This window comes from Ruegeria sp. BH6 (assembly GCF_056538105.1).
In genome coordinates this window covers 154,289-180,439 of sequence record NZ_JBQFSR010000003.1, presented here as the reverse complement: position 1 = coordinate 180,439, position 26,151 = coordinate 154,289, and the positions used below count along the sequence as shown (strand labels likewise).

Below are 26,151 nucleotides of genomic sequence, written 5' to 3'. Positions count from 1 at the left end.
TTTCGTGATGGTTTTTCCCAGCTGGTACTCAAAGGTTGAATATGAGCGAGATCAATGAAGCATTCATTCGATATCGCGTATTTTCAACTCGAAATGCTGATCTCGGAGGAGGAACAGATGCTAGTTTGTCGCGGACTTCTTTTGTCAATACTTGCTGCAAGTGCTGCACTGGCGCAGGATATTGACCTTCAAAATGGGCACGATCTCTACAGAACTTATTGTTGGCAATGCCATGGTTTCGAGGCCACAGGAGATGGTCCAATGGCGGAGATGCTGGCGATAAGGACACCTGATCTGACGAGGCTCGCGGCCCAAAACGACGGTGTTTTTCCGATTGAGGCGGTGGCGCGTCAAATTGATGGTCGCGCACCATTGCTCGCGCATGGTGGAGAAATGCCCATTTTTGGACCAGCTTTGGATTCGGATCAAAAAGTTGCACTGACGATGCCTGACGGCCAACCGATGTTCGCAGGTGTGCCGTTGGCGAATGTGATTGCGTATCTTGAGGCTATACAGACCGAATAGGTTGGCACAAAGTCCACCCTTGGATTGCAGGACACCACTACCACGTTTGCCGGCGGTGGTTGATTTACATTAAGGCAAGTTTCCACGATCTCAGTTAATATTCAGCATTTAGAGATGAGGAGGAATCTCCGATGCCTGAAGAGAAGCCAAAATCAAGTTACTCCAACCCACTTGTCGATATCTTCAAGCAGATGCAGCCATCTACTTCAGCCAATCCGTTTCTGGACGCTCAGCTTGAGCAATTCTGGGACATGCAGGAAAAATCGCTGAAAGAGGCAGAGGCCTTTGCTCAGCATTGGTTTGAGAGGCGTCACGAGGCTGTGCGAACCGCGCTGGAAGCTGCGCGCTCGGCATCTGCTGCAGACCCGACTGATCCGGCGAAAGCACTGCAATCCATAGCTGAGTGGCAGAAGCATTCAGCCGAACGCCTTGTGGCTGACGCTCAGGAATGGTTCGAAACAGTTGCCCGATGTGCAGCATATGCAGCGGAAACCGAAGTCGAAGCTGTGGAAAAGACAATGGATGATGTTGCAAGCACAGCTAAGAAGGCGGGTAAATCTCCGAAATCCGATCCGGTATAGAGAGCCGTATCACCGCAGAGGTCGGAACGATCGCAGCTGGAGCAATGGAAGGTAGCTCATATGTATAAAAACATTCTGGTACCAGTCGCACTGGACAAAGATCACGATACACAGGCCTCATTTGAAGCTGCTCGTTTGCTGGCGAATGCCGATGCGGAATTCACAGTGCTTCATGTGCAGGAACCGATCCCTGCATATGTGGCATCTCAGATACCCGAGGAAGTTCTGGCAAATACGCGAAAAGAACTTCAGGAAAGCTTACATCGGAATGCTGCGGAGCTATCGGGTGCGAAACCGCGCCTTGTCTCGGGGAGCGCTGGCCGCGCGATCGTTGACTTCGCAAATGAAAATGACATCGATTGCATAGTGCTGGCCTCACACAAGCCGGGGATCGAGAACATTTTTATTGGGTCAACTGCAAACCGGGTCGTTCACCACGCCAATTGTTCTGTCCACGTGATCCGCTGAACCGGTTTCTGGTAAGTGCCGCACGTCGATTAAGCGTTGTGGATGAGTCGATTTTCCAGACCCGAGTTGTTTTACGATCGTCACACGCTGCATGACCATATGGAAATGGATGGCGTTGACCGGCTCAATGAGCGGGTCCGACTGAATGGATTGCGAAAGTTGAATTCGGGGGAATGGCAAAGCCATGCGCAAACACTTACTACTTCAGCGGGTAGATCCAAACGCCGATCTTTCCGCGTCGCCCCCTCAAATCTTGCACTCCGGCGGACACCAACCTCTTAACTAAGGATTGCCCAGCCTTGTCCGTCGGACTTATGGCCTCGATCAACAAATCGCTAACCAACAAAGAAGATTTTAGGTTCCGCGACAACTGCTCCAGCCTGCTTGCGACGTTCACGGTATCGCCGATGACACTGTATTCAAGACGGCGCCGGTTTCCGATGTCACCAGAAATTACAGGACCGAAGTGGATGCCAATTTCGATGCGTACCGGAGGAAGCCCTTCAGCATTCCTGTCACGATTCCAGATGCTCAATACCTCAAGCATGTCAAAGGCGCATTGAAGTGCGTTACTGGCGTCGTTCTCACTGGGCTCTGGTGTCCCGAAGGTCCCCATCAGCCCGTCGCCCAGATATTTGTCCAGTGTGCCTTCGTTCTCGAAAACTGCCTTGCCCAACCTGTCATGATACCCGTGCAAGAAATCAACGACATCGCCAGGGGCGTCGCTCTCGCACATGGTGGTAAACCCAGTTTCACCAAGTCGCCTATCAATCGCCACGTTGAACAATGTAAGATCGCGCAGGTTGCCCGCCAATTCGAGCCGCGCTCGGATCGCCCAGACCTGTTTCGGCAACAGCGGTCGTTTCTGGCCAATGAACCGGCCCTTGATCCAGGCTCTTCGTTTCGGGGTGACAGCGGGAAGTTGAATTCTTGGCATGTTGGGCCCTCCAATCCTCCCGCCAGGCCCAGACATCAGCACTGCGCTGACACCTGAACTTTACAGTTGGTTTGAATGGCCGTTGTCCGATTGCTTGTTCTTCGGGAAACACTGCGGGTGCATTGAGCTGGTCTGAGCCCCAATCTTCCAGATGCTGCTTAACGCTTGAAGAGGCGCTAAACGCAGAGTTCGTACATTGCCCTACAAAGGCTAATTCAAGTGAGTCAGTCTTTGCGGTTTTCGTTGCTTCAGCAGCGCAATATTGATCCCGACGGTGTAACTCAGCAAATCGTTTGGTTCGGCAAGAAATCTCATGCTGTAATCATTGAAGACCCGACAACATCATCTTGAAGATGTTGCCGGGTCGCTTTTGACCCTCTGCGGATATCTATTGAAGCTTGATGTTCAAAATCACCCTCGTCGCCTTACAACAGGAACCCTCCACCTGCTTGTACAGACTGGCCTGTGATCCACCCGGCACGGTTATCGGCAAGCAAAAGAACCGCGTTTGCGATGTCTTCAGGTTCACCGATGCGACCCATCGGTGTTTGAGCGATAATCATTCCTAGCATTTGTTCATTTGACTTTACGTCTGCCGTTATTTCCGTGTCTGTAAGTCCGGGTGCGACCGCATTGACCCGGATGCCCATTGGACCGAGTTCCGCAGCAATGAGTCTGGTTGCGTGGTCCACAGCTGCCTTTGACGATGCGTAAACCGCAGCACCAGGCATCATGCCGCGCGCGACTACCGAAGAAATATTGATGATTGCCCCCTTACTGATGGCAAGATGGGGGGTTGCCTCGCGGGCAAAAGCCAGCGGTCCAAACACGTTGGTTCGGTAAATGCTTTCGATATCCTGGTCACTGGTTTCAGACAGTGGACCCATCTTTCCTGTTCCAGCATTGTTGACCAAAACATCCAGCCGGCCAAATTTGCGGATGGTCTCCTCGATAATTCGGGCCGGTTCGCCATCTTTGCTGACATCCCCAACAATAGCGTAGGCTTGCGGCCCAAGTTTCTGAGTTGCTTCTTCAAGAACGGATTGTCTGCGACCGGTAATAACCACCTTCGCCCCATTGGCAATAAAGGCAGATGCCGTGGCTTTCCCAATTCCCGCACCACCACCGGTGATAAGGATCACTTTGTTTTCGAGGTTTTCCATTTACTTCTCCTGATTTTTAGCGAGGGGTATGTGCCTATCCAGCCAACTTGGCGCTGGCTTCAGGCTGTTGCCCAGTCAGATGCGCAATCAACGCCGGAACGCTTGCTTCGATCCGGATCTGGTCCTGGCTCATCGCACTGTGGAGTACGAACGGCGGCAGATAGGTCATGCCAGTTGTAAGTGCCGTCTGTCGAAACGGAGTCAGAAACTCGGACATGGAAAAATTGTTGAATGCAGCAGTCCGGTAGCTTTCGACCGGTCCGCCAGTGGAAACGGCAAGCACGAGCTCTTTTCCGTTTAGTTGGTTGCCACCGGGGCCATAGGCAAACCCGGCAAGCAACACCTGATCAAGCCACGCCTTGAGTACGGGCGGGGAGGAGTACCAGTAGAACGGAAACTGTAACACGACACGGTCAGCATTCCGAAGCAGCGCCTGTTCGACCTCCGGATCAAATTTCATCTCTCGCCCGCCGACGGCCATCAGGTCACGGGTTGCGATGCCTGCCACATCTGACAGGGCGTCAAACCACACTCGGTTTACCAATGAGGCTTTGAGGTTTGGATGAGCGGTCAAAACGAGAATGTTCATTGGTGATTTGTCTCTGCCGTCCGGGGGGGCGCGTTTACTTGTTGGCCAAATCTATTTATTCCATCACAGACAACAATATGCCTGTTAACCATCTCTATGGTGTAGGAGATGCACCAATGCGCCTGCCTCTTTCCACTCTCGAAGTGTTCAATGCGATTGCTCAACACGGCAGCCTGAGTGCTGCTGCACAAAAGCTGGGGCTCAAACGGTCCACAGTAAGTCATCAGCTAAAGAACCTAGAAGACAGACTTGGAACTGCACTGTTCATCCGGACGACGCGGTCAATCAATCTGACAGAAGCCGGGCGTGCTCTGGCGAGAAGCTCGGGCCCGGCATTTGATCAACTTGCCGACGGGCTTGAAAGCGCACTTACAGCAGGCCATTCAGCCCGCGGTACGTTGAAGCTCGCGATTTCCGAGATCGCCTATCATCTGGTCGTTCGCGAAGCGCTGGTCTCATTCCAGGAGCTATACCCCGAGATCGAGGTTGAGCTGCTGCTAACCGATGCTTTGTCGGATGTGCTTGGCGAGGGCTTCCATGCTGGATTTCGTATGGGTGGCATGATTGCGCAGGATATGATTGCCATCTGCTTAACAAGTCCATTGCAAACAGCTGTGGTGGCAAGCCCGAAGTATCTTGCGGAGAATGGCACCCCAGAAAACCCAAGGGATTTGTTGGAACACAATTGTCTGCGCTACCGCTTCCAAAGCTCCGGCCAATTCGCCCCCTGGACATTCACCGGCCCTGAAGGTGACTACGCCGTCGAAGTGGGCGGTAGCCTGATCGCAAACTCTTCGCCGGTCACGGTTGAAATGGCGGCCCGCGGGCTGGGAATAGCTTATTCGTTTCGCGACACGTGTCTGGAATCACTGGCATCCGGTTTAGTCGAAGAAGTCTTAGTCCAAAACAGGGTTTCCATCCCCGGCATCAATATCTTTTTCCCGCGGGAATACCGTTCGATGACACCACTGCGCCTCTTTATTCAACACCTGAAAAAGAAGCCCGTTGGTGCTTAATCAAAAGGGCGCCATTGAGCTCACTCCAATGTCGTCTGAATTAGCACTAAGTCCGCGACCTGTGAGTTGGCGCATCCATTGTCGCTGCGCTGCGCAGGAACGGCCGGTTCTTCAGACGCGTTGCTGTGCACAAGATGATGCGCACGCGGAAAAGTCTGTGCTGCGAGCTCACGCAGCGAGAAAATCAAATTCACAGGATGGGCTCGCAGCCGACATCCGATCATTTCACTCAGACAATGGCGGGCATCTAGGCGACCAAGGTCGACAATGCGCGGAGAGCAGACAAATGCACCCGCAGCACTCAGTTCTCATAGTAATGGCGGCTCCGGGCTCTCAGCCCGCATTCGCCGCCTGTAGCGCGAAGCTCGGCTCCTGATTTGTGAACGACCGTCCGGCGAGCGAGGCGACTCAAGATCAAGGGCTTGGCTCGATCTATCGACGGCTGGTTCCGCGACGCCTGCGTCCAATGCCTTGCTGCATGGGCATTGGTCGACTGCGAGCCCAAATTTAACGATACTGCACGGTGCCAGAGTGTCTGCTTTCAAAGGTTTTTCATTAAGGGTAACGTCAGTTCCAGCAAGTGGAGCAACCGTGTGCGCAAACCCAAGGGTCGGCTGACCGACGTTTTTGCCTTACCAGATGATGAATTTGGAAAACCTCGAACCGTCCTGATGTTGGATCGGCTCACACACGTTCCAGAGGCAGGAGACGTATTAACGGTTGCGGACCAGCACTTGACTATCGCTCAAGTCGATAGGCGGTGGTTTAGAGACTGCCTGACTGGTTGGAAGATGCCGGGGCGCGGCAGTATTGCTGTCTTGGTCAACAAACCTAGCGAAGCTCTTCGCCCGTTAGCGCAGAGTCCAGATCGCCCTGTCGTCACTTGGATCCCTAAAGACGAACTGCCTTGGCACTTCCAAACGGATGATCTGCCGACATTTAATCACCTCAATGAAACTTGGAACGCGCATCCAAATGATGTCGGCCTCAAGATTGAGCAGAATGATCAAACGTTACTGGCCCAAATGCGGCCAAATCCATACGCCTATCGTAAATACGAGAACATACCCTCAATCACAGTCCGCTTTTCAGGCTGCGAGCGGTATCGTGTGACACCAATGAATGACCATGGTTGGTATGGGGGCCAATGCCGTTTCAGTGGGCTCGCTCCGTCATGGGGCGAGTTCTACGAAATTTCAGGCGACACCAGAGACGACATGGACCCCACGCCTTGGGTCAAGATGGAAGGGTCTGGGACGCGGCATTTTCATTTCTACCTGAGAGATGAAGCCCTTGAGGTCAAAGCGCAGGAATGGTCGTTGGAAACCAATAGCTGGCTTTCGGTTTCAATTCCTGGACGGCAGCAAAGTCCGCGTCTCGCTCATTACCAGACGAAATCTCGCTGCACCCGGCGCGAATGAACGCTCTTCGCACCGCGTTGCCGTGCTCAAGATGATGCTTACGCGGCAAAATCCGTGCTGCGAGCGCGCGCAGCGAGACTTTGACACTTCCGCTCAGGGCTTGGTGCGGTCGTTCGTCGAATTGTCGTGAGAAACCGCACTGCGGACAAAGCGGCCTTTGGTTCTCCAAACTAATCGGACATTTTTGGTTTTAGACTAGGCGGTTGTGTAGAGTGACAGGATTACTTGTCTTCTCTTCCGTAAGCACAATATCTCAATTGGCACCCTCATTGGATGCTGAGGAGGCCGCTACCAATCGAATTTCCATCATATCTTTAGGTCCAGGCGCGGCTTCCAAAAAGGGCGGAAGAGTTCAATCTTGGGGCATCGGTTCATCACGACTTTAAGGCCCGCCGCTTCAGCGAGTTGCGCTGCTTGGTCGTCGTACACACCGATTTGACCCCAAAGAACTTTTGCCCCGATAGCGATAGCCTTCTCGGCAAAGCCATACAACTCTTCCTTTGGGCGGAAGACGTCAACCATATCAACATGTTTGTCGATCTCTTCTAGCGAGTGGTAGACCTTGAGTCCTCTAATTTCCGAAACATTCGGGTTAGGATTCACCGGTACAATATCATAGCCGATTTCACTGAGCTGTCGCAGAACGCCATAACTGAATTTTGTTTTGTCCGCACTAGCCCCAACCATTGCAATGGTTTTGACCGACTGCAGGATGTCGGCTAGGTACTTGGGGTCGTAATCGTAGATGCGATCAATATCTGCTTCGGGCATCGGTTAACCTTCCTTCGGCGTCGCAATGTCAGCCTTGAGTTCGTGGGGTTTGAGTGGGTCGAGAAACGGATTGCGGTACAGTTCGTCATGGCTCTCGACCCCTATCTCAAGCGTGATGTCGGATGTTGGACGTGCCACGCAAAGAATCACATAGCCGTTCGCGATTTGCCGATTATTCAGCGCAACCTGTCGGCGTTGATCGATCGCGCCAGTCTTTAGTTTTGCCGCGCAGGTAATGCAGCCGCCATACTTGCACCCAAAAGGCAAGTCGACGCCCTGTTCTCTCAGCGTTTCCAGAAGTGGACGCCGCGCATCCACACAGTATTGCGCGCCATCTCTGTTCGCGATCGTCACGGTATACATAGTCATAGCCAGATGTCGCTTGTGCAATCACCACCCGGATACCGGCTCTCGTGACAGCGCGATGGACCATTCGGTTCTTTGCCAAAGTCCACAATGAAATCCTCGTTGATCTTCATACCACCGTTTTCAGGGTCGCAATCGATCATCACCATTACCCCGCCCTTTTCGCGGATCTCGGGATAGAACTGGTTATCCCAAGTCGAAAACAGCGAGGTCGTGACATAAAGCCTTCGTCCGTCGAGAGAGAGCTGGAACATTTGCGGACCACCCGCGACCTCGACCCCGTTAACGATCGGAGCTTTACCCAAAAGGCCCCCCATAAACACTTGGCCGGTCAGCTTGGGATTATGCGGGTCGGTGATGTCATACTGGCGCATATCTCCATGCAGCCAATTGTTCAGATACAAGTATTTGTCGTCCATCGAGATCAGGATCGCCGACATAACCCCCGGCAACGGGATCGGCCATTCGGGGTGCATCTCGTTTTCCACGTCGATGATCTTTTCCCACCGCCACTTTTTAGAATCGTCTTGCCACCAATGGATCACATTGGTCGAAAGAGCTGCGCCACAGAACCCATGCGTGCTGTCGGGGTCATGGTGGAACTTGACTTCCAGTGGCAACAGCCCGTCTTCACCCAAATAGAAGCTTTCGACCGGCTCGCGCTTTTCGAAATCCCAAAAATGCAGCTCCCGCCCATATTTCAGATGGCCCACTTCTTCCAGATCGAAGCCCGGCATGAAGGTATTGGGCGCAGCCCATTCGGAACTGACCATCACGTTGTGGCGCGGTTGGTACCAGAAATCGTAGCCAAACTTGATATCGCCCATCGAGGTTTCCCAGCGACCGACGATGTTGAACTCTTTGTCGAGATGCAGATAGCCTCCAGGAGCTTCACCCTTGGCATTTCCAAGGAAGGAAATGATGATTTCCGAGCCCAAACAATGCACCGTATGCGGGCCCGATAAATCTGCCTTGGCCTTGATCTCGGCCCCGTCGATGACCTTATGCAACCGCGGCGCACGCGGGTCAGTGGCTGTATCTACGATGTGAAGGTTGTTAGAGCGTACGCCTGGCAGGATCAGGTATTTGCGGGACATCGAGCCGTCGTCGTGACAGGACGAACAGGCGTTCCACCCCATATGGTGAAGCTCGTCCCCAATCCCCGGCATTTCCAGCCTATTGATTACCTGAGAATAGGTCGGGCTGTCAGGGTCGACATCCACAGTAGCAAGGTAATCAGGCTTCTGGATCCCTGTCCCGGTGTAGATGGCGATCGTGTAGAGTAGCTTTTCTCGGGGGGCTTTGATGGCTTCTTGCGGACTCTTGAAGCCCGGTCCACAGCATTGTCCATCCATCGTGTGCTCCTCCCTTGATTCCCTAAATTGTATCGTATATCGAAAACTTATTTATCATAAAGTGAGAAAAATGCATCTCGAACGATTAGCGCTGATTTTGGAAATCGTGGGTCAAAAAGGACGTGCGTCCGTAGCGGATATCTGTGCCCAGTCCGGTATACCTAAACCGACGGCCTACAGGCTGGTTCAAGACCTTGTTTTGTCCGGCCTACTTGAAGCACCAACCCGCGGTGAGTTCGCGATTGGGATTAGGCTAAAGCGTATCACGTTGAGCGATCACTCTGATCCCGCTCTTTTGCAGGTGATTGCGCCTGTCCTCTCTGGCGCCGCGAATGACTATGGCGCTGCGTTCTTCTTGTCTCGGCTACGGGGCCATTGGGTTGAGATTATTCATGTGGAGACACCGCAGACGGGCGTGTCTTTTCTTCATCCAGGTATGGGCAAACGACCAATGCACGCGTGCTCTTGCGCCAAGGCAATCGCCGCCGTGTCGCCTGAGCTGCTGTCTCAAGACCGATTGGATGGGCAGCTTAAACGATACACAGATCGCACGATTACCGACCCTAAGGATCTGGCCGCGGAACTCGATGTCATTCGAGCCAAAGGGTATGCCGTATGTGTTGAAGAGCTCGAGCGCGGGATCAGTTCTGTCGCAACAACGCTGACCAAGACAGGTGTTGGTGCGACGCTTTCAATCGGCGCTACGGCGTCTCTTCGGGTGTTTACACCTTCGAAGCGAGAAAAGATTGGCCATACACTTACCACAATGTCACACGAACTTGCACGCGCGCTAGGATGGGGTGAAGCAGATAAAGAAAGGATACCCGCTTAGGGTTATGGGTATCGCAGTGCTGTAGGTTAACGCCATCCAGCAGGACAGGTGTGTTTTGCGACCTTCGCCGCTTTTAGGTCAATGAAGGAGACAAATATGGACGATGCAATGTTTGGTGGGTTCTTCGTGATCAACGTAAAACCTGAGTATCGGCAGCCCTTTTTGGACGCCAGCATCTTCCAAGCGCAAAATGTTGTCAGTGAAGAACCCGAAGTTTTCCAGTTTCATATTTTGGTGGATGAAACAAACCCAAATCGTTTCTATTTCTACGAAGTGTTCAGGAACGAAGCCGCGGTCCAAGATCATTGGGAATCTGAAACCTTCAATAACTGGTTAAACACTGTCCGAAAGATGCTGGATGGTGAGATCGAACTTGTTGCCAGGATGCGCTCGCTTTTTCCGACGCCAAAAGGTTTCGAGGCGCAAAAAGCAAGCCTGCTACTATGGTAAAATTGACCAACGTTTGAAAATTTCGTCCGTGCGAGAACATTACGGGTTTTGGTGCTGGTCCGCTTTGGACACGATGCGATCATGCGATGATGTTTCGAGAGCGTCTTCGATGCGCTCGAAGCTGACACCCGACAGATTTGACTGAACAGCTGCCAGCCTATTTCAGAGAAAAAGGGAATTTCGTATGAACACATGGATTTATTTTGGCTTCGCGTTGCTGGTTTCAGCGTGCAGCCCACCTACACAGGCTCCATTGGTCACTGACGCGAACGGTCAGACTGCCATCCAAATCAACACAAGCGGGCTGACATGCTACGAGTCGACCTGTCTGGAGATCACAAGAGGCAGCGTTCGCGCGATCGGACACAAGAGAGCTCGGATCCCAAAAGGTATCGATGTCAGCAGCGGAACCGTCACCCCAGACGAGTTCAAGCGGATGCGCCAATCAGCGATGCTGGCGGGGGGACCCGGTTCTGGCAATCGGTAAAGGAAGGAGAGGTCGTGATATGTTCAACGATGACGTCCAGGCACGATGCCCGGAATGCGGATCGCCGGATACGCTGGTTTCGGGTGAGAAGGCTGCCGGCAATGCATGTGGGTACGAGGAGTCTTTTCTGTTCGATGAGGAGGTGCGCGACGGAGCGCATGAGGTTGTGGCCAACGCGCAGAAAATGGCACGGACGAGAGACGTTCTGCAGCGATGGGATTTTGCAGGGTAAATGGGTGGCTGAGGGGGCCAGAAAACCAGAAAAGTGAAAACGCGCAGTGCGGGCCTCTCAGGAACGAAACAAGGGCCGCGCCTGTCATGAGATGAAAAATCCGTTAACCCCTCTTTGAATGGGCGTAGAAGGGGTTACTCTGCTGCAACTTGCTCGTTAGGGCTCAAACGCTTCATTCTGCGCGGGCTGCGCTGTAATCCTCGTCTGAGACATGCTCCATCCAATCCGCAGTCTTGCCTTCAACAGAGGTCTGCACAGCCAGATGGGTCATCGCACAGTCAGGCGACGCGCCGTGCCAATGCCGCTCTCCTGGCGCGAACCACACCGTATCGCCAGGGCGCAACACCTGCACTGGCTGCCCCTCAGACCCAGCCAGGCCCAAGCCCGACAAAACATGCAGCGTTTGACCGGCAGGGTGCGTGTGCCAAGCTGTCCGTGCGCCGGGCTCAAAAGTCACCGTAAGGATCTTGACCGGCGAGGGATCATTCCCTGTTACAACGGGATCAAAGCGGACCGTACCGGTGAAATACTCATTGCCGGGAAATTGAGAGGGCCGGTCCCCGGCGCGGTGAATCTCCATGATGTGCTCCTTCGATGCGCTGCTCTTGGCGACTTAGCAGAGTTCCGATTTCAAACCCAGAGGCGCGCCGGGTCGACGCGGCCATCAGAGCGCCATTGTCGAATGCCCAGAATGCGACTGGAACCGGTCATCGGTTTGAACAGGACCTACGGCCGAGTTGCAGACAAAGCCGTCTCAGGCTTGCGCTGCAGATTTCGCATTTCCACCGACAACCCACAGGCAAAGCAAAGCAAGAAAAACCTCTATCGCAAATGCGGCAAGAATGCTGTCAGATGGCAAGCCATCGAGGACGAAACTAATTGTCCTACCGAGGGCAAAAGCAGAAAATACCGTGACTCCAAGCAAGGCTGAGGTCTGGACCAACTTTTGGTAACATGCTCCGCACAAGATGATCAGGCCAAGAACCGCGAGATTGGCAGCAGGTGCGCGCAACTCGCTCATGAGGTTTGGCTGCGGCGAGAGTACGATGCCGTAGTTGGCGTAGAAAGTCTGTGGGTCCAGTGTGATGGCCAGACCTATGGCGAATGCCGTTAATCCGGACATCCCCAAGATAAGTCTGCGTCTAAGTTCAAGTTTCATGATTGTCTCCAATGTCCTTTGGCCTGGCTCAAGCGGCTTTGGTCCACGCGCCAGACATTGCAGCTTTGTTTGCGAAGTCGGCGAAGTCGCGTGGCGCGCGTCCAAGCGCACGCTGGACACCGTTCGCGAGGTTCGCATTGCGCCCGTCCAGCGTTTCACGCGCGATGTCCGTGATCACATCAGCAATCATCTCGCCATTCGCATGCGCGATTTCCGCGTGGAAGTCTTCGAATGAAATTGGCAGGTATTGCACAGTCCTGCCCATGGCGCGCGAAAGCTCTGCGGCCATGTCTGCAAACGTCATTAGACGGGGGCCGGTGACCTCGTAAAGCTCGCCGTCGTGTCCTTCTTCTGTCAAAGCAGCTACGGCAACATCGGCGATGTCGTCCACGTCGATGATCGGTTCGCGTACATCGCCGGCGGGCATCGGCAAGACACCTGCCATGACCGGACTAAGCAATGCCCCTTCAGAGAAGTTTTGTGCAAACCATGCTGCACGAACGATAGTGAACGGAACTCCGGAATTGCGTACGACTGCTTCCGCTCGTTCCGCATGAAACTCGCCACGCCCGGTCAGCAGCACAAGACGCTGTAATCCCTTTTCACGAGCCAATGCTGTGAAGGCTTCGACTTGCTCAACCGCGCCAGGAAAAGCGATGTCAGGAAAGTAAGAAATATAGGCAGCCGAAACGCCTTCCAGGATTGCGGGCCAGGTCTGCGGTTGTTCCCAGTCAAATGGCGTTTCACTGTTCCGCGATCCGCGCCGGACTGTCTGCCCTTTTTCTTCCAGACGTGTCGCGATCCGCGATCCGGTTTTGCCTGTTGCGCCAAGTACGAGAATGGATTGCTGTGTCATTGGTCATCTCCTTGAGTTCAGTTGATGGCCCGAAATTAGGTAATCAAAAGAGATGTTCTATTCTTCAAAATCCCGCATTCTTATCCAATCGTCCAAATCGAATAGACGAACAGGTGAATTTCGTCCAATCTCATGACATGAACCAGTTTGACCCTCATGTCCCCGACCCCGATGCACTGGCGCAGCCGATTGGCGATCCGCTGGGGGAAATCCTTCATCTTCTGAAGCTCACCGGCACATTCTACTGCCAGTCGCGCATGTCCGCTCCTTGGGGCGTGTCTATACCAGGCTTTCCCGACATACTGAGCTTTGCGGTCATTACGCACGGGCGTTGCTTCATGAAGGTCGGACAAGATGACCCCTTTGAGGTCGAAAAAGGCGACCTGGTCTTGATGACCAACGGTGCGCCCATCGGTTTTTTCAGCTCGGAAGACACGCCGCTTTTGACGCTGGAAGAGTTGCCCATTCGCAAGGTGACCGAGCTCTATGAAACACTGGAATACGGTGGTGGTGGAGCGGAGACGGGCATCATGTACGGCCTCGTCCGGATCGATCACGCCGCCAGTGGTATGTTGATGGGCTTGCTTCCGGATGTGCTCAAAATCGACCCGTGGGAAGAGGATGCCGGAAGCTGGCTACAGGCGACTTTGCAATTCATCGCGAAAGAGGCGCGGGAATTGAGACCGGGTGGCGAAACCGTGATTACGCGCCTGGCAGATGTCGTTGTCATCGAGGCCATTCGTCGTTGGCTGAACAGCGCACCAGACGCAAACCGCGGCTGGTTGAAAGCGGCGCGAGACCCGCAGATCGGGCGCACGATAGTCGCCATTCACCGTACGCCTGCTGCGGCTTGGACAGTCGAGTCTCTCGCGGAGGTTGCTGGTATGTCCAGATCCGCGTTCGCGGCGCGGTTTACTGGGTTGGTAGGCGTTCCAGCAATTCAGTATCTTGCAACGTGGCGTATGCACCTGGCCTGCGAAAGGTTGGTGTCTACCGATCAACCAATCTCGCAGATTGCCGCTGACATTGGATACTTGTCAGAGCCTGCGTTCAACAAAGCCTTCAAACGGGTATTTGGCGCACCACCGGGAAAAATCAGGAAGAACGGAGTTCACTCCGTATCCAGGCGAAACTTGAGAAACTGAGCATCTTCGTATTCGATCTCGCCGATGCGTTTGGCACCGAGTTTCCGGAGTGCACCCAGATTATTTCTACTTGGTGGCAGCAGAAACGTGACAAAGGGGATACGTTTGTCAGCGATCGCAAAGTCGATTGCCATTTTGGCAATCCGTTCCCCAAGTCCAAAGGCGTCGGGCCGCAAAACCAACCCAAAATCCCACTCGTTACCTTCTTTTTGAAAGCCCCCCCAACCAACATACCGACCGCCTGACAAAAACGCCCAATGTCCAAGACCGTCCCGCGCCCAGTAGCCTTCCTTTTTGGCGACAAATTCTCTTGCGACCTCAACATTCCATTTGAACGTCAAAAGCGGCATATGCTCTGCTACCCGGGGGTCGGACATATGAACCGCAATGTCATTCGGATCGATTTCCGAAAGGCGTGCAAATGAAATCCCATCTTTCATCATTGTACTCACTTGATGGCCCGAGCTGTCCCTTGCATGCAAAGTAATTATGGCGCGAATACTGTTTCACAGCTTTCTCGCGACAATGTACCGGCTCGGCAATAACCCGGCTTGATCCGCTGTCTCAACGATATCGAAGCCCGCACGTTCAATAGCGTGCTGGAGTTCAGCTACGGATACAAAATTTACGAACGGAGCTTTCCCGAGCACCTGCATAATCGGGATCGCTATTCGGCTGATTATGCCATATTTGAACCCTCCACTCTCTGGAGCGCAGACGGTCTTAGAAATGAATACTCCACCGGGTTTTGTAAGGGTCGCAATGTGTTCGAGTGCATGGCCCATATCAGGTACAAGGTGCAGTAGATTATGTGCGAGGACAGCGTCGTAAGAACCGTCGTCAGGATCGTGCTGCAGAACCTCGGCCACTTTGAACGTTACATTCTCCAGCTCTTCTTCAGCGAGTTTCTCATTGGCGATTTCGATCATCCCCGGTGCGAGATCGGAGGCAGTGACTTGAGCCACATGTGGTGCCAGTAGCAACGCGGTTGACCCCGTCCCACACCCGATTTCCAGCACGCTGTCTTCGGCTTGCAGGTAGGACTTTGTACGTTCGAGCGTGTTCAGATACCCTTCCATGTTCCGGATAGGATCAGCCGCATATTTGCGCGAAATCTTGCTCCAGAACGCGGCATCTTTGGACAATGCAGCCATATCGTTTCTCTTTTCCTTTGGTGTCACCGCAGCCAATATCTTAAAACGCCGATTTATTAAATTGCCAGATATTGCAGAACTGTTATGCATTAATGCATGAATTGGAACGCTATCAATTTCGATTGGAACCAGGCACGGTCCTTTCTTGCAACGGCAGAAGAAGGTTCGTTTTCCGCCGCGGCGCGCGTGCTTGAGCAGACCCAGCCAACCGTCGGTCGTCAGGTCGCCGCGCTGGAACAGGCGCTTGGCGTCACCTTGTTTGAGAGGGTTGGCAAGTCGCTTAATCTGACAACAGCCGGTGCTGAGCTTTTGGTGCATGTCAGTGAAATGGCAAATGTCGCGAACAAAATTTCTCTGACCGCAACAAGCCAGTCACAAGCAGTTGAAGGGCAAGTCAGGATCACTGCTTCCGACGTGATGTCAGCCTATCAGCTACCGCCTATTCTCAAACAGATCAGGCTCGCGGCACCGCGGCTTGAGATCGACGTTGTCGCAGCAAATGACATACGAGACATACAGCGGCGCGAGGCAGATATCGCAATTCGGCATGTGCGCCCGACACAGCCGGACCTGATTGCAAAGCTCGTGGCAGAAGCGACGGCACATTTTTACGCTGCCCCTTCATACCTCGAACAGGTTGGGCGACCACGAAATGAAGACGAACTTGCTAAGTTGGATTTCGTCGGCTTTGGCGATGTTGACACGATGATTGGATTTCTCAATCCGGCTGGCATCGAAGTAACCCGCAAGAAATTTCGGATTGGATCGCAGAGCGGGATAGTGTCATGGGAGCTTGTGCGCCAAGGCTTCGGCATTAGTGTTATGTCAGACGATGTGGCGGCCCTGACACCCGGTGTGGAGCGTGTTCTGCCCGAACGCGAGCCGTTCAAGTTTCCTATCTGGTTGGCCACACACTCTGAGTTACAAACAGCGCGAAGGATCAGGTTGGTATTTGATCAGCTTGCAGACCATCTCGGCTCGCGGACAAATTATTGAACGTGAGTTGGTCTGGTGTGTGAACTGGAGTCTGCTCAGGGCTCCAAGCCGACCTTGGAGGCGGTGCAGCATCCTGTTATCGTCCCTCGTCATCGTCGGGTCGTCGTTGTGGGCGTGCATAGCGGAGCGGAGGATCAGTTATGGAAACCCAGACTTACCTGCCATTCGCGCTCTTTGCCCGGCCTGGAACAACGGCCGGAGCGTCGGCCAGAAGCGACAATTGAAACCAAAGCACGTCTGGGTAATCCGAGTGCGACTTGGATTGGCCCAGAACCATCGCGACCTTGCACAATTCAACATGGCAATCGATAGCACGTTGCGCAGATGCGACGGGGTGAAACTACCTGTTGCCTTTGCAACACTCAATCTTGGCGGCGAAAGTCAGCTTTGCTGGCAGTCGACCTTAGCGGGAAGAGCAGAGAACGGCGCCTCTTAAGCTCTAATTGCAAGACTTCTGCGCCGCAGCGTATGACGGCTTTGTTGTAGTAAGTGAATCAAAATAACTGCTGCGTCAACGAGCTAAAAGAAGAACTCTTACTGAAAAAATGGATGGCCAGCGAAGTACAACGCTCCACCGGCCAAGCCATTGTCAGACCTTCACATGGTCCTTGGCGATGGCGTTGTAAACTGCACCGCCAAGGAGCGCGCCAATCACCCAGTTGAAGCCGGACAGGACCGAGAACCATGGAACCCAGACTGTCGCAACCGAGAAGACCGCAGCAATACCGAAGGCTTTGACCGCGGCGTTGTTCCAGCCGTTGTCATAGTGATAGATACCGCCGCTCATGTTGTAGAGATCGGCTTCACTAAGTTGTTCCTTGCGGTGGGCATAGTAGTCAACAATCATGATGCCAAAAATCGGAGCGAGCACCGCGCCAAGCGTGTTTACGAAACCGCTGATCCCGAACTGGCTGATGAAGCTGTTCCAAAACCCGCCAATCACCAAGGCAAAGATCGATGTAATCAAACCGGCTTTACGGAAGCTGATCTTCTCAGGCGACAAGTTGGCGATGCCGTTGACCGCCGGGATGAAGTTAGCCACTAGGTTGATCCCAACAGTTGCGGCAAAAAAAGTCATCGCCGCTATGATTCCCAGAAGTACGCTGTCGGTACGTTCGACAATCTCGGTCGGGTTGATAATTGCCTCGCCATAGACCACTGCAGCACCGCCAGTTGTCAGAAGCGCCAGTGCCGAAAACAGGATCATGTTGAAAGGCAGGCCGGCAAGGTTACCCAATTTCATCGCCCGCTTGTCTTTGGCATAGCGAGAGAAGTCGCTGAAATTAATCATCACGGCCGCGAAATACGCAACCATTGTACCGACGATGGCGACGAACCCTTTGAATTCGGTCCAAGCAGTACCTTCGGGATTGGCGAAGATCGTCGCTGTGGCCGAGAGAAGCTGACCGTCAGAACGCTGCCAAAGCACTATCACAAGGCCGATCATCACCAAATAGACGAAGGGACCAGCAATGTTCAGGAAAGTTTCAACCCAGTTCATGCCACGCCAGAAGATAACGATGTGGAAGCCCCAGACAATAAGGAAGGAAATCCAGTCAATGCCAGTCAGGCCGAGAATTTCTTCCCCGCCACTCACACCCGTGATCGAACGGATCAGCAGGGCAACAGCCGTTGAGGCAAAATAGACCTGCACCCCGTACCAGAACACCGCGACTATCGCGCGTAGAACGGCCGGAAGCTTGGCGCCCTGGGTTCCCAGGCTGGCGCGAGCCAAGACCGGATAGGGGATGCCGTATTTTTCACCTGGGGCCCCAGACAGGTTGACCATCCACATTACAAAAAGCCCGGCCGTGATCAAAGCCGCGAAAGCAGTCCAGCCTCCGACACCAAACGAAATGAACAGCGAGGCCACAAGGGAATACCCAAAGAGAGACTGTACGTCATTTGCCCAAATATTGAAGATCGCGAACGGCCCCCAGGATTTTTCATCGGCACCGACTGGGTTGAGAGTGTTTCCTTCCGGATCCATCGTGCCGCCATGCACGACGGGTGTGTTGTCAATTGAAGCCATTTTTTCCTCCCTGCGCCCGAGATCCGAGCGGAAATTTGAATCTCGGCGAATCTTCGCGCGAAATTGAACTTGCAAGTAACATTTTAGAAGATATATCATGTAGTCGACTATCAAATACTTCAGCCAACACTTTACTGTTCTGGTTGACAATAGCGCAGACGAGGAAATCGATGAGCCATTTTACCGAAGGCACATTGTCAGCGGATAAAGCCCAGCGCGCCCTTTGGTCCGCACTTCGATCCGGGGAGTTGCGGGACGGTCAGTTCGTCTCAATGTCGCAACTTGTCGGTATACTTGATTGCCCGATTGCAGCCATCCGCGAAGCGGTGAAACAGGCCAGCGCACTTGGATTGGTGTCCACATTGCCAAAGCGCGGTGTAAAAGTTATGGAAGCGCGGCCTGAAACCATCCGGGAGTGTCTTGATTTTCGCATGGTACTGGACCAGGAAGGCGCGCGGCGGAGAATTGCTGGCGGCGCGATCTCGGAATTGAAAGCCTTGCGGAAGCAGCACGATGAGATGCGTCTCGCGGCCCGCAGCGGTGCGGGAAATAATCTTTCGCCAAAAGCCGTCGAAGTCGACTTGACGTTGCACGATTTTCTGGCCGAGGGGCTGAATAATCCTCAACTAGCGGCCGCTTATGACGCCAACCGGATGCGGATCGCAATTATCCAGAATGTGCGCCCGTTTATTCAAGACCGGATCGTCTCTGCGATGAAAGAGCATATTTCTATCATTGACGCCCTGGAAAGCCGTGACGTTGAAGCCGCTGTGCAAGCTATCCGGTATCACTGCGAACAAACCCTACGGTGGTGGGGCGTTGCCTGACATCCGTATTTGTTGCGCCATTCGACCCCGCGAAGCGGTTTGATCGTGGAATTATTCTCCATGACCTGATCGCAGGATTGTTAAAGCAGACCTTTATGGCTGAACTTGCAAAGGGCGCTTTGTCCCGCTCCACGATGGTCGATCCCGCTTGCGGCGAAAGGGCGGTTTGAATTTACCAGAATTGTCACCAGTGAAGGTCCGGTTCGGTGAAATTTCGCTGCGCCACCGAAAAGGTGCTGCCGCGAGTGCGAGGAAATGCTGCGTCAGCGACATAGCAAAACACCAATGTCGGCAAAGTCCGCGTCGCTGACCTTGGTGCCGATTGAACCAACTCAATGACCTACTGATATCGTCAGATGACCGGTCTGAGCCCGAAGCCGACGCAAGAAATCTTTACGTTTTTTGGGCGACGTTTGCCACTGCACTTCCGAGTAATTCGTACATAGACTGCAGGGGTTTCAATTAAACGCCGAGGTATCAATATGAAAACTGTACTGCCCTGTTTGACGGTAGCTTCCGCAATCCTACTGTCTGGTCAACAAGCCGTTTCGCAGTCTTTCAATGACACAGGCGATATTCTGGCGAGATCCGCCGAGATCGAGGACATTGAATACACGATCATGGTTCAACGCGCGACGCAGGCCGCAATCTGGGGAATGCCTGCGGCTGGTATGGTGGACTTCCTGAAAGGCATTCGGCGTGACCTCGGTGGCGACTACAACGATGTCGTTTACCTGAACAAACCCTTCGACTCTAAGCATGGGTTTTTGACAGCGAACGACGTGACCGCCTATGCATGGTCGTCGATGACATCTGAACCCGGTCCACTTGTGATCGAGGTGCCGGCGGCAACAGACAACGTCAGCTACTTCGGAACGATTGTGAACGCCTGGGACGTGCCAATTGTCGATGTTGGGCCGGACGGCCATGACAAGGGAGAAGGGGGCAAGTACCTGATGCTCCCGCCCGGCTACGAAGGAGAGGTGTCGGTCCAGGAACTGACGGATGCGGGCTATATGCCCTTCGAAACTGATACATACGAGTACGGCTTCTCTTTCCGCCCGAGGCTATACAACGGAGCGACGGATGCCGACGCTGCGGACTATGCGCAGACGATCAAGGTCTATTACTTATCGGAAGCGGATAACCCGCCGCCGAACACCTACCACGAAGCCTCCGAGGTTCCGTATGACTCGCTGCCCTACTACAATCATACCTACTTTCAGGACCTGAACGACTACATTCAAAACAACCCGATCCGTCCGCAAGACAAGATCATGGTCAATTTCCTGAAGGATCTTGGGATCGAAAAAGGCAAACCCTTCGAACCGACGAAACGCCAAATCGATGCTATGAACGAGGGGCTTCTATTGGCCTATGCCGCCATGCAGCGATACTTCGTTGAGCCCGGTTTAGCGACCGTTCCGCTTTGGGTCGACGAAAGCGGTGACTTGAAGTCGCAATGGCTGATCTGGGACTTTGCCGAGGGGCAAGCCGAGCTTGGCTTCCCATACGAGACCGATACCGAAGTGTTGGTCGATGATCGGGCTGGTGGAAGTTACTTCTGGATTACCTATCTGCCCAAGAATCTGGGCGGTGGCACCTTCTATCTCACTGGTCTGCGCGACAGCGCGGGAGACATGTACGACCATACTCAGACATACAAACTGAACATCCCTGCAGATACGCCCGCCGAGGATTTCTGGTCCGTGATTGTCTACTCGATGGAGACCAAGAGCTTCATCCGCAATGTGAACCCAGTCGGCCTGTCGTCGCGGGATGTAGAATCAATGCAGGTCAACGATGATGGGTCGTATGACATCTACTTTGCTCCCGATGCACCCGAAGGACAGGAGAGCAATTGGATACCGACGACGGAACCGTACTTCTTACTGTTTCGACTGTACGGACCTGCTGAAGGCTGGATTGAGAGCGGCTGGGTATTGGGTGATCTTGAGAAAATTTGAACAAGCCCAAGTCAGAAAGCTGTCCGAGTAGCGGGCCAAAACGCGATTCCGCGTAATGTCTGCTTTGTCCACATAGCTGCTGTCCAAGGCTCCAAAACACTGCATCTTTGATCTAAAGTCCGGTTCCAGTGCATTACCGCCGTCACTATGGCCTAGTGCTGCACTAGCAGCGAAGGTCCCCGCCTTCGCCCCAGAACGCGTGCAATCACCAGGACGCAGGGTAACGCGTTCACCCGGTGCCAGGCGCAGCTTCTCGCCCGGTTGATAATGATGTCGGATGCCATCCAGCCAGACCACACCGCCGCGATCCTCTGCAAAACCACCCGTGTTGCCTGAGCCGAAAAGCTCAACAATCAGAGTTGCGCCACCGCGGTTGATGATATCCTCAGCTTTCAGAACATGCGTGTGCATGGGGGGGCAGCTGGTCCTGCCTTGAAATCAACAGCTTCTCGGCGTAGCACATGCCGCCGCCCATGGCCAAATCACTCTGTAACCCGTTGCGCAGGGTAAAGAGGAACAGGCCCATCTTGTCAAAATCCCCGTTACCATAATCGGTGATGTCCCAACCGCACCTTGCGTCAATCACGTGACGGGCATCACTTTCACGGGCCTTAAACTCCTTGGGTGTCCAAAAGGCAAAGGGCGGCAACGTGAACCCGTGAGTGCGGATCATCTCATCTGCTTGGGCCATGGTTTCATTGATGCGCGAACGCTTTATGCCGGCACTCTTTTGGTTTTGAGGATTTCGATTACCATGGCTGCGGTCCACGTAAAGCTACCGCCGCCACAAGGTTCACCACTCATCGGGTCATAATATTCTGCAAAGCCGCTTTTCTGAATAAGCTTTAGGCTGTCGGCGAGGATGCGTTGTGCCATTTCCCCCTGCCCGGACCGACCTAGACCTTCAGCAATCAAATAATTTACGATTAACCATGTCGGCCCGCGCCAGTAGCGCAGGCTGTCAAAAGCGCCATCTGCCGGGTCGTGACTGGGCACCAGATAGCCGCATCGTTGGCCCAACAAGGCGATCCTGCGTACCAACTCCTCAGCGCGGCCATGAGGGACATCGGCAATTGCTGCGAGTAGCCCTGCTACCGTGGGCGTGCTCTGCAGATGACCAGCAGCGCGGTTGTAACACGTGTATTGTCCAAGTGTCCTATTCCAAAGGCTTTCCAATGCCGCACGACCCTTCACGGCCATTGTTCGCGCCTCCGAAGCCATTGAGGTATCGCCCAGGACTTCGGCCAAATCCGCTACATCGTCGCAGGACCGTATCAGGATACCGTTGAAGCCCGGATCAACCAGCCGGAAGGGTGAGGCATCGTGGAGCTTCGCATTGTCCCAACCAAGCCCTCGGAAATGTTCAAGCAGCCAGATGTAACACTTGTATTGCTCGTCCGACGGGCGGTGATCAGGGTTGGCGTGTGTCGTATCGCGCCGCGTAAATGGCGCGACGCCCTCGATCGGCATGGCTTCCAGCGCTTCATCCCAATCCACCGAGTTGTCTCGGCCAGACTCCCAAGGGTGAATGATTGCGACCAACCCCGTACCGTCGGGATCGCGGTCGCGATAGAACCATTGGTGCCACGCATGAACCTTTGGTAGGAGCTCAGCCAACCGTTCGCGCGCAACAGCCTTGTCGTTGGACCGATCGTAGAGCTTCCGCACAGCAAAGCCCGCGACCGCTGGCTGGGTGATGCCAGTCGTGGGTATAACTTGACCGGTTTTCCAGACTTCAGGGCCTGGGAAATATCCGTCATCGGGTTCATGAAAGATGATATGGGGCACCATACCATCGTCCCATTGATGAGCCATAAGAGTCTCGACCTCGACCCATGCCCGATTCATGTCAAAATGCGAGAAGCCAAGCGCGGACAATGCGCTGTCCCAATTCCACTGAAAGGGATAGAGGCCATGGGTGGGAACTGTATAGCTACCCCGGTCATTTCCTTCCATTACTTCACGAGCCTGATCAATCAGCGCTTGGCTCATATATCTTCTCCTTTAAGCGACAGCCAAAGTGGTTTCGGTGTCAAACCAGCGACCCCGGCCTTCTTGCGGCGCCAGCGTAAGTACGTCACCAGGTTTCACGCTGAGCTCACTGTCCAGGACAGCGCGGAACTGGTGTCCGTCCACTTCACAAGTCACCAACAAATGTGCGCCCAGAGGCTCCACTACTTTGGCTCGCGCTCCAAAACCCTGATCCGCAATGCGCAGATCTTCTGGACGGATGGCCCATTTAAGATCTTTTCCATTTGCCGGCCCGTCAAAGCTCTGTCCCGCCACTGTCCAGCGACCAGAGCCCGCAGCTTCAGCTGGGAGGAAATTCATAGGAGGGTTGCCGATGAAACTGGCCACAAACTCGGCCGCTGGATCCCTGTACACTTCGATGGGTGAGGCTGCCTGAACAATTTTGCCCTGATGCATAACGCTGATCCGGTCAGCCATGGACATAGCTTCGACCTGATCGTGTGTCACATAGATGGCGGTGGTTTTGCTTTCGGCCAGAACGCCTTTCAACTCAGCACGCATCTCCATGCGTAGGAGCGCGTCAAGGTTCGACAGCGGCTCATCCATCAGGATCACGTCCGGCTCCATTGCCAACGCACGGGCAACAGCGACCCGTTGACGTTGGCCGCCGGACAATTCTCCCGAATAGCGCTTTAGAAGCTGTTCGATATGCATCAGCCCAGCAGTTCTCTCGACCCGGCGTTTGACTTCATCATCGGGCAGCTTTTGCATCCGAAGACCAAAGCCAATGTTCTCGAATACAGTCAGGTGCGGGAACACCGCATAGTTCTGGAACACCATCGAGATGCCGCGATCTTTGGGCGACAGGTGATCTACCCGGCGGCCACCGATCCAGATTTCGCCGGTCGTAGCCGTTTCCAACCCTGCGATAATGCGTAAAAGCGTAGATTTACCACAGCCCGAGGCGCCCAAAAGGACCATAAATTCCTGGTCTGCGATGGTCAGGTTGATGTCGTGAAGAGCCTGGTAAGATCCAAAGTTCTTGGCGACGTTCTTGATCTGTATTTCAGCCATAACAGTTTCCTTTCAGCCACCGCTCAGCGGTTGGCGATGCCCCACATCGCAAAGAGATATTTGCGTACCGCGAAGATGAAGATCAGAGCAGGCACCACGAGGATAAAGCCGCCTGCAAATTTCAGGTGCAAAGGGGCCTCGCCCAGGGTCTGCAACAGGAACGCGGGAAGCGTCCGGTTCTCGATGGTCAGAACGGCGGCCGCGAACACTTCGTTCCACGAGATCACAAAGGCGAAAATCGCCGAGGCTGTGATCCCTGGTAGCACCAGAGGCAGGATCACCTTGGTGAATGCGGTCAGCCGTGTGCAGCCCAATGTCCAAGCCGCTTCTTCGAGCTCCAGCGGGATACCCGAGAAGAGCGAAAAGGTGATGAGCACCGCGAAGGGGATCGCCAACGTTGTATGAACCAGCGCCAGACCAAAAGCCGTATCATCCAAGCCCGTACGGATGAAGAGAACTGCCAAGGGTAGTGCCAAAAGCGGAAGCGGGAAGGCCCGTGTCAGCAGGATCAGCAGCCGGAACAGTTCTTTCCCTCGGAAGTCGAACCGCGATAGCGCGTAGCCCGCGGGGGCGCCTATGGCGATGGACATCACCATCGTCATCAAAGCCACCACAACCGAGTTCCAAAGCGCCCTCAGCATCCCCTGGAACCCCATAAAGAACTCCAAGGATCCCATATTGAACTCCGGAATGAAACTCTTGGGAAAACTGTTCACCGTATCCGGTGAAGACATCGTGTTCACGAACAGTAGGTAGAGCGGAATAATCACCCAAGCGCACAGCAGGATAACCCCAGCCCGATAGAGCCCCCTTCCCGCTTTGCGGGCGTCAGGGGCCACAACGTCTGCAACTGCCGTCATATCGTGGCTCCTTTCGGGACGCGCAGAGCGCGCATGATGATCAGAGTGAAGACGATCGAGATGATCAGAACGATGATCGCCAGCGCTGCCGCTGCTCCGCCATTCTGCAAGTCAAACTGATAGGCGTAGATTTCGCCCATAAGCACCGGGAATATCGTTCCCCCAAGGGCTGCGACCACAGCAAAGACTTCAAAGGCCAGAATGACACGCAGGACCAGGGCAGTTTGCAGCGATGGGCGCAGAAGCGGCAAAGTGATCCGGGTGAACTGTTTCCAGCGCGAGGCGCCAAACACATCCGCAGCCTCGTAGTATTCCTTGGGGATCAGACCGATGCCCGCCACAAGGATCACAAGCATAATCGCGGTCGCGCGCCAAATCTCGGCAAGCATAATCGCCAGGAACACAACCCAGGGTGTTTGATAACTCAGCAAACTTACAGGTTGGTCAGTGACACCAAGCCCGACCATCATCGAGTTCAGAAAGCCCGACTGCTCGAAGATCGCCAACCAGATGATACCTGCAGCAAGGTCAGAAATCCCCAAGGGAATGGTCCAAATATACAGAACCAGATCACGGCCCTTTTGCATCTTCGTGACCATCGTAGCCATTAGAAGTGACAGCGCCAGCTGAATTGGCACCACGGCTGCGGCCAGAAGAAAAGTGTTCTTCATCGAAATCGGGAACTTCCAGTAGCTCACAACCTCGCGAAAGTTGTCCAGTGAGAATCCGTTCTCAGTTCCAAACGCCTGCTGCGCCACTAGCGCAAACGGGTATAGGAAAAACAGGCAGAGAAACAGGGTCACCGGGAGGATCAGAAAGTAAGGCAATAGCCGCGCTTCCATCGGACCGCTCCTTTAAGTTGGGAATTTGCTGGGGAGCCGGGCCACAGCTTCCGCGGCCCGGCAGTCATGGAAGGT

28 protein-coding genes and 1 pseudogene are annotated in these 26,151 nt (G+C 53.9%); 12 read left to right on the top strand and 17 right to left on the bottom strand.

The features are described from left to right. Positions 1 to 54: 54 nt before the first annotated feature. The 3 genes from ACR0B8_RS08860 (at position 55) to ACR0B8_RS08850 (ending at position 1,574) form a co-directional block, all read left to right on the top strand. Entirely contained in the window at positions 55 to 525 is a 471-nt protein-coding gene (locus tag ACR0B8_RS08860; protein WP_480658371.1) for a c-type cytochrome, read from the top strand. Between the two features lie 131 nt (positions 526 to 656). After that, positions 657 to 1,106 (top strand): phasin family protein, encoded by a 450-nt coding sequence (locus tag ACR0B8_RS08855; protein WP_226688888.1) that lies wholly within the window; start codon positions 657 to 659, stop codon positions 1,104 to 1,106. A 60-nt stretch (positions 1,107 to 1,166) separates the two neighbouring features. Then, positions 1,167 to 1,574: a universal stress protein gene (locus ACR0B8_RS08850; protein ID WP_170397468.1), complete on the top strand. Its 408-nt coding sequence runs from the start codon at positions 1,167 to 1,169 to the stop codon at positions 1,572 to 1,574. 199 nt (positions 1,575 to 1,773) lie between these two features. Here the strand turns inward: ACR0B8_RS08850 and ACR0B8_RS08845 are convergent, their stop codons facing one another. From ACR0B8_RS08845 to ACR0B8_RS08835, 3 genes are all read right to left on the bottom strand, one after another. Continuing rightward, a complete protein-coding gene (locus tag ACR0B8_RS08845) occupies positions 1,774 to 2,511 on the bottom strand; it encodes an adenylate/guanylate cyclase domain-containing protein (protein WP_226688887.1) in 738 nt (245 codons plus the stop codon). A 425-nt stretch (positions 2,512 to 2,936) separates the two neighbouring features. Continuing rightward, positions 2,937 to 3,674, bottom strand: coding sequence for an SDR family NAD(P)-dependent oxidoreductase (locus ACR0B8_RS08840; RefSeq protein ID WP_480658374.1), 738 nt, complete (start codon positions 3,672 to 3,674; stop codon positions 2,937 to 2,939). 34 nt (positions 3,675 to 3,708) lie between these two features. Continuing rightward, complete coding sequence (locus tag ACR0B8_RS08835; RefSeq protein ID WP_170359660.1) at positions 3,709 to 4,263, bottom strand: NAD(P)H-dependent oxidoreductase; 555 nt, start codon at positions 4,261 to 4,263, stop codon at positions 3,709 to 3,711. A 116-nt stretch (positions 4,264 to 4,379) separates the two neighbouring features. Between ACR0B8_RS08835 and ACR0B8_RS08830 the strand changes: the two genes are divergently transcribed. Together ACR0B8_RS08830 and ACR0B8_RS08825 are read left to right on the top strand one after the other, a co-directional pair. Further along, positions 4,380 to 5,279 carry a LysR family transcriptional regulator gene (locus ACR0B8_RS08830; RefSeq protein ID WP_226688886.1) on the top strand — a complete coding sequence of 300 codons (900 nt, stop codon included), beginning with the start codon at positions 4,380 to 4,382 and terminating at the stop codon, positions 5,277 to 5,279. 593 nt (positions 5,280 to 5,872) lie between these two features. Further along, positions 5,873 to 6,700 carry a hypothetical protein gene (locus ACR0B8_RS08825; protein ID WP_170359656.1) on the top strand — a complete coding sequence of 276 codons (828 nt, stop codon included), beginning with the start codon at positions 5,873 to 5,875 and terminating at the stop codon, positions 6,698 to 6,700. 306 nt (positions 6,701 to 7,006) lie between these two features. On the opposite strand, the gene ACR0B8_RS08820 is transcribed toward ACR0B8_RS08825, so the two are convergent. The 3 genes from ACR0B8_RS08820 to ACR0B8_RS08810 are packed head-to-tail and all read right to left on the bottom strand — an operon-like array spanning position 7,007 to position 9,192. Beyond that, complete coding sequence (locus tag ACR0B8_RS08820) at positions 7,007 to 7,471, bottom strand: CoA-binding protein (RefSeq protein WP_170350251.1); 465 nt, start codon at positions 7,469 to 7,471, stop codon at positions 7,007 to 7,009. 3 nt (positions 7,472 to 7,474) lie between these two features. Continuing rightward, positions 7,475 to 7,834 (bottom strand): 2Fe-2S iron-sulfur cluster-binding protein, encoded by a 360-nt coding sequence (locus tag ACR0B8_RS08815; RefSeq protein WP_480640955.1) that lies wholly within the window; start codon positions 7,832 to 7,834, stop codon positions 7,475 to 7,477. 2 nt (positions 7,835 to 7,836) lie between these two features. Further along, entirely contained in the window at positions 7,837 to 9,192 is a 1,356-nt protein-coding gene (locus tag ACR0B8_RS08810) for a selenium-binding family protein (RefSeq protein WP_226688885.1), read from the bottom strand. A 70-nt stretch (positions 9,193 to 9,262) separates the two neighbouring features. Here ACR0B8_RS08810 and ACR0B8_RS08805 point away from each other — a divergent pair, with 70 nt between their 5' ends. From ACR0B8_RS08805 to ACR0B8_RS08795, 3 genes are all read left to right on the top strand, one after another. Further along, entirely contained in the window at positions 9,263 to 10,024 is a 762-nt protein-coding gene (locus tag ACR0B8_RS08805; RefSeq protein WP_170359652.1) for an IclR family transcriptional regulator, read from the top strand. Between the two features lie 96 nt (positions 10,025 to 10,120). After that, the gene (locus ACR0B8_RS08800) at positions 10,121 to 10,474 is read left to right on the top strand and encodes a putative quinol monooxygenase (protein WP_170359650.1); all 354 of its coding nucleotides are present in this window, start codon (positions 10,121 to 10,123) and stop codon (positions 10,472 to 10,474) included. A gap of 506 nt (positions 10,475 to 10,980) precedes the next feature. Further along, positions 10,981 to 11,193 carry a hypothetical protein gene (locus ACR0B8_RS08795; protein WP_170359648.1) on the top strand — a complete coding sequence of 71 codons (213 nt, stop codon included), beginning with the start codon at positions 10,981 to 10,983 and terminating at the stop codon, positions 11,191 to 11,193. A 172-nt stretch (positions 11,194 to 11,365) separates the two neighbouring features. Here the strand turns inward: ACR0B8_RS08795 and ACR0B8_RS08790 are convergent, their stop codons facing one another. The 3 genes from ACR0B8_RS08790 to ACR0B8_RS08780 all read right to left on the bottom strand — a co-directional run bounded on the left by ACR0B8_RS08790 (position 11,366) and on the right by ACR0B8_RS08780 (position 13,208). Then, positions 11,366 to 11,773 (bottom strand): (R)-mandelonitrile lyase, encoded by a 408-nt coding sequence (locus ACR0B8_RS08790; protein WP_170350246.1) that lies wholly within the window; start codon positions 11,771 to 11,773, stop codon positions 11,366 to 11,368. Positions 11,774 to 11,947: 174 nt separating this feature from the next. After that, positions 11,948 to 12,352 carry a DUF4345 domain-containing protein gene (locus ACR0B8_RS08785; RefSeq protein WP_170359644.1) on the bottom strand — a complete coding sequence of 135 codons (405 nt, stop codon included), beginning with the start codon at positions 12,350 to 12,352 and terminating at the stop codon, positions 11,948 to 11,950. A gap of 28 nt (positions 12,353 to 12,380) precedes the next feature. After that, positions 12,381 to 13,208 carry an NmrA family NAD(P)-binding protein gene (locus ACR0B8_RS08780; protein ID WP_170359643.1) on the bottom strand — a complete coding sequence of 276 codons (828 nt, stop codon included), beginning with the start codon at positions 13,206 to 13,208 and terminating at the stop codon, positions 12,381 to 12,383. Between the two features lie 11 nt (positions 13,209 to 13,219). Between ACR0B8_RS08780 and ACR0B8_RS08775 the strand changes: the two genes are divergently transcribed. Beyond that, complete coding sequence (locus tag ACR0B8_RS08775) at positions 13,220 to 14,353, top strand: AraC family transcriptional regulator (protein ID WP_217356013.1); 1,134 nt, start codon at positions 13,220 to 13,222, stop codon at positions 14,351 to 14,353. On the opposite strand, the gene ACR0B8_RS08770 is transcribed toward ACR0B8_RS08775, so the two are convergent. Both ACR0B8_RS08770 and ACR0B8_RS08765 read right to left on the bottom strand, forming a co-directional pair. Next, a complete protein-coding gene (locus tag ACR0B8_RS08770; RefSeq protein WP_170360093.1) occupies positions 14,320 to 14,793 on the bottom strand; it encodes a GNAT family N-acetyltransferase in 474 nt (157 codons plus the stop codon). The genes ACR0B8_RS08775 and ACR0B8_RS08770 overlap by 34 nt on opposite strands. A 66-nt stretch (positions 14,794 to 14,859) precedes the next feature. Then, positions 14,860 to 15,507, bottom strand: coding sequence for a class I SAM-dependent methyltransferase (locus ACR0B8_RS08765; protein ID WP_170377329.1), 648 nt, complete (start codon positions 15,505 to 15,507; stop codon positions 14,860 to 14,862). Positions 15,508 to 15,603: 96 nt separating this feature from the next. Between ACR0B8_RS08765 and ACR0B8_RS08760 the strand changes: the two genes are divergently transcribed. After that, on the top strand, positions 15,604 to 16,503 hold the full coding sequence (locus tag ACR0B8_RS08760) for a LysR family transcriptional regulator (RefSeq protein ID WP_170359638.1): 900 nt from the start codon (positions 15,604 to 15,606) through the stop codon (positions 16,501 to 16,503). Between the two features lie 589 nt (positions 16,504 to 17,092). On the opposite strand, the gene ACR0B8_RS08755 is transcribed toward ACR0B8_RS08760, so the two are convergent. Beyond that, the gene (locus ACR0B8_RS08755; RefSeq protein ID WP_480686150.1) at positions 17,093 to 18,493 is read right to left on the bottom strand and encodes an NCS1 family nucleobase:cation symporter-1; all 1,401 of its coding nucleotides are present in this window, start codon (positions 18,491 to 18,493) and stop codon (positions 17,093 to 17,095) included. Positions 18,494 to 18,705: 212 nt separating this feature from the next. On the opposite strand from ACR0B8_RS08755, the gene ACR0B8_RS08750 reads away from it, so the two are divergent. Continuing rightward, the gene (locus ACR0B8_RS08750; protein WP_170394381.1) at positions 18,706 to 19,362 is read left to right on the top strand and encodes a GntR family transcriptional regulator; all 657 of its coding nucleotides are present in this window, start codon (positions 18,706 to 18,708) and stop codon (positions 19,360 to 19,362) included. A 482-nt stretch (positions 19,363 to 19,844) separates the two neighbouring features. Further along, on the top strand, positions 19,845 to 21,329 hold the full coding sequence (locus ACR0B8_RS08745) for a DUF1214 domain-containing protein (protein ID WP_480658380.1): 1,485 nt from the start codon (positions 19,845 to 19,847) through the stop codon (positions 21,327 to 21,329). Between the two features lie 172 nt (positions 21,330 to 21,501). On the opposite strand, the pseudogene ACR0B8_RS08740 reads toward ACR0B8_RS08745, so the two are convergent. From ACR0B8_RS08740 to ACR0B8_RS08720, 5 genes and pseudogenes are all read right to left on the bottom strand, one after another. Further along, positions 21,502 to 22,047, bottom strand: a pseudogene (locus ACR0B8_RS08740) (D-lyxose/D-mannose family sugar isomerase); the annotation flags it as partial. Continuing rightward, positions 22,044 to 23,321, bottom strand: coding sequence for an MGH1-like glycoside hydrolase domain-containing protein (locus ACR0B8_RS08735; RefSeq protein ID WP_170359632.1), 1,278 nt, complete (start codon positions 23,319 to 23,321; stop codon positions 22,044 to 22,046). The gene ACR0B8_RS08735 and the pseudogene ACR0B8_RS08740, both read right to left, overlap by 4 nt. 12 nt (positions 23,322 to 23,333) lie before the next feature. Continuing rightward, on the bottom strand, positions 23,334 to 24,374 hold the full coding sequence (locus ACR0B8_RS08730) for an ABC transporter ATP-binding protein (RefSeq protein ID WP_480658382.1): 1,041 nt from the start codon (positions 24,372 to 24,374) through the stop codon (positions 23,334 to 23,336). Positions 24,375 to 24,397: 23 nt separating this feature from the next. Then, entirely contained in the window at positions 24,398 to 25,234 is an 837-nt protein-coding gene (locus ACR0B8_RS08725) for a carbohydrate ABC transporter permease (RefSeq protein ID WP_117871523.1), read from the bottom strand. Continuing rightward, positions 25,231 to 26,076 carry a carbohydrate ABC transporter permease gene (locus ACR0B8_RS08720; protein ID WP_170350238.1) on the bottom strand — a complete coding sequence of 282 codons (846 nt, stop codon included), beginning with the start codon at positions 26,074 to 26,076 and terminating at the stop codon, positions 25,231 to 25,233. The genes ACR0B8_RS08725 and ACR0B8_RS08720 overlap by 4 nt, the downstream gene beginning before the upstream one ends. Positions 26,077 to 26,151: the final 75 nt, after the last annotated feature.

Excerpts from the sequence above, each read along its gene's own strand:
- ACR0B8_RS08860 (WP_480658371.1), top strand. The coding sequence starts at position 55 with ATGAAGCATTCATTCGATATCGCGTATTTTCAACTCGAAATGCTGATC.
- ACR0B8_RS08855 (WP_226688888.1), top strand. The coding sequence starts at position 657 with ATGCCTGAAGAGAAGCCAAAATCAAGTTACTCCAACCCACTTGTCGAT.
- ACR0B8_RS08850 (WP_170397468.1), top strand. The coding sequence starts at position 1,167 with ATGTATAAAAACATTCTGGTACCAGTCGCACTGGACAAAGATCACGAT.
- ACR0B8_RS08845 (WP_226688887.1), bottom strand. The coding sequence starts at position 2,511 with ATGCCAAGAATTCAACTTCCCGCTGTCACCCCGAAACGAAGAGCCTGG.
- ACR0B8_RS08840 (WP_480658374.1), bottom strand. The coding sequence starts at position 3,674 with ATGGAAAACCTCGAAAACAAAGTGATCCTTATCACCGGTGGTGGTGCG.
- ACR0B8_RS08835 (WP_170359660.1), bottom strand. The coding sequence starts at position 4,263 with ATGAACATTCTCGTTTTGACCGCTCATCCAAACCTCAAAGCCTCATTG.
- ACR0B8_RS08830 (WP_226688886.1), top strand. The coding sequence starts at position 4,380 with ATGCGCCTGCCTCTTTCCACTCTCGAAGTGTTCAATGCGATTGCTCAA.
- ACR0B8_RS08820 (WP_170350251.1), bottom strand. The coding sequence starts at position 7,471 with ATGCCCGAAGCAGATATTGATCGCATCTACGATTACGACCCCAAGTAC.
- ACR0B8_RS08815 (WP_480640955.1), bottom strand. The coding sequence starts at position 7,834 with ATGTATACCGTGACGATCGCGAACAGAGATGGCGCGCAATACTGTGTG.
- ACR0B8_RS08810 (WP_226688885.1), bottom strand. The coding sequence starts at position 9,192 with ATGGATGGACAATGCTGTGGACCGGGCTTCAAGAGTCCGCAAGAAGCC.
- ACR0B8_RS08805 (WP_170359652.1), top strand. The coding sequence starts at position 9,263 with ATGCATCTCGAACGATTAGCGCTGATTTTGGAAATCGTGGGTCAAAAA.
- ACR0B8_RS08800 (WP_170359650.1), top strand. The coding sequence starts at position 10,121 with ATGGACGATGCAATGTTTGGTGGGTTCTTCGTGATCAACGTAAAACCT.
- ACR0B8_RS08795 (WP_170359648.1), top strand. The coding sequence starts at position 10,981 with ATGTTCAACGATGACGTCCAGGCACGATGCCCGGAATGCGGATCGCCG.
- ACR0B8_RS08790 (WP_170350246.1), bottom strand. The coding sequence starts at position 11,773 with ATGGAGATTCACCGCGCCGGGGACCGGCCCTCTCAATTTCCCGGCAAT.
- ACR0B8_RS08785 (WP_170359644.1), bottom strand. The coding sequence starts at position 12,352 with ATGAAACTTGAACTTAGACGCAGACTTATCTTGGGGATGTCCGGATTA.
- ACR0B8_RS08780 (WP_170359643.1), bottom strand. The coding sequence starts at position 13,208 with ATGACACAGCAATCCATTCTCGTACTTGGCGCAACAGGCAAAACCGGA.
- ACR0B8_RS08770 (WP_170360093.1), bottom strand. The coding sequence starts at position 14,793 with ATGAAAGATGGGATTTCATTTGCACGCCTTTCGGAAATCGATCCGAAT.
- ACR0B8_RS08765 (WP_170377329.1), bottom strand. The coding sequence starts at position 15,507 with ATGGCTGCATTGTCCAAAGATGCCGCGTTCTGGAGCAAGATTTCGCGC.
- ACR0B8_RS08760 (WP_170359638.1), top strand. The coding sequence starts at position 15,604 with ATGAATTGGAACGCTATCAATTTCGATTGGAACCAGGCACGGTCCTTT.
- ACR0B8_RS08755 (WP_480686150.1), bottom strand. The coding sequence starts at position 18,493 with ATGGATCCGGAAGGAAACACTCTCAACCCAGTCGGTGCCGATGAAAAA.
- ACR0B8_RS08750 (WP_170394381.1), top strand. The coding sequence starts at position 18,706 with ATGAGCCATTTTACCGAAGGCACATTGTCAGCGGATAAAGCCCAGCGC.
- ACR0B8_RS08745 (WP_480658380.1), top strand. The coding sequence starts at position 19,845 with ATGAAAACTGTACTGCCCTGTTTGACGGTAGCTTCCGCAATCCTACTG.
- ACR0B8_RS08735 (WP_170359632.1), bottom strand. The coding sequence starts at position 23,321 with ATGAGCCAAGCGCTGATTGATCAGGCTCGTGAAGTAATGGAAGGAAAT.
- ACR0B8_RS08730 (WP_480658382.1), bottom strand. The coding sequence starts at position 24,374 with ATGGCTGAAATACAGATCAAGAACGTCGCCAAGAACTTTGGATCTTAC.
- ACR0B8_RS08725 (WP_117871523.1), bottom strand. The coding sequence starts at position 25,234 with ATGACGGCAGTTGCAGACGTTGTGGCCCCTGACGCCCGCAAAGCGGGA.
- ACR0B8_RS08720 (WP_170350238.1), bottom strand. The coding sequence starts at position 26,076 with ATGGAAGCGCGGCTATTGCCTTACTTTCTGATCCTCCCGGTGACCCTG.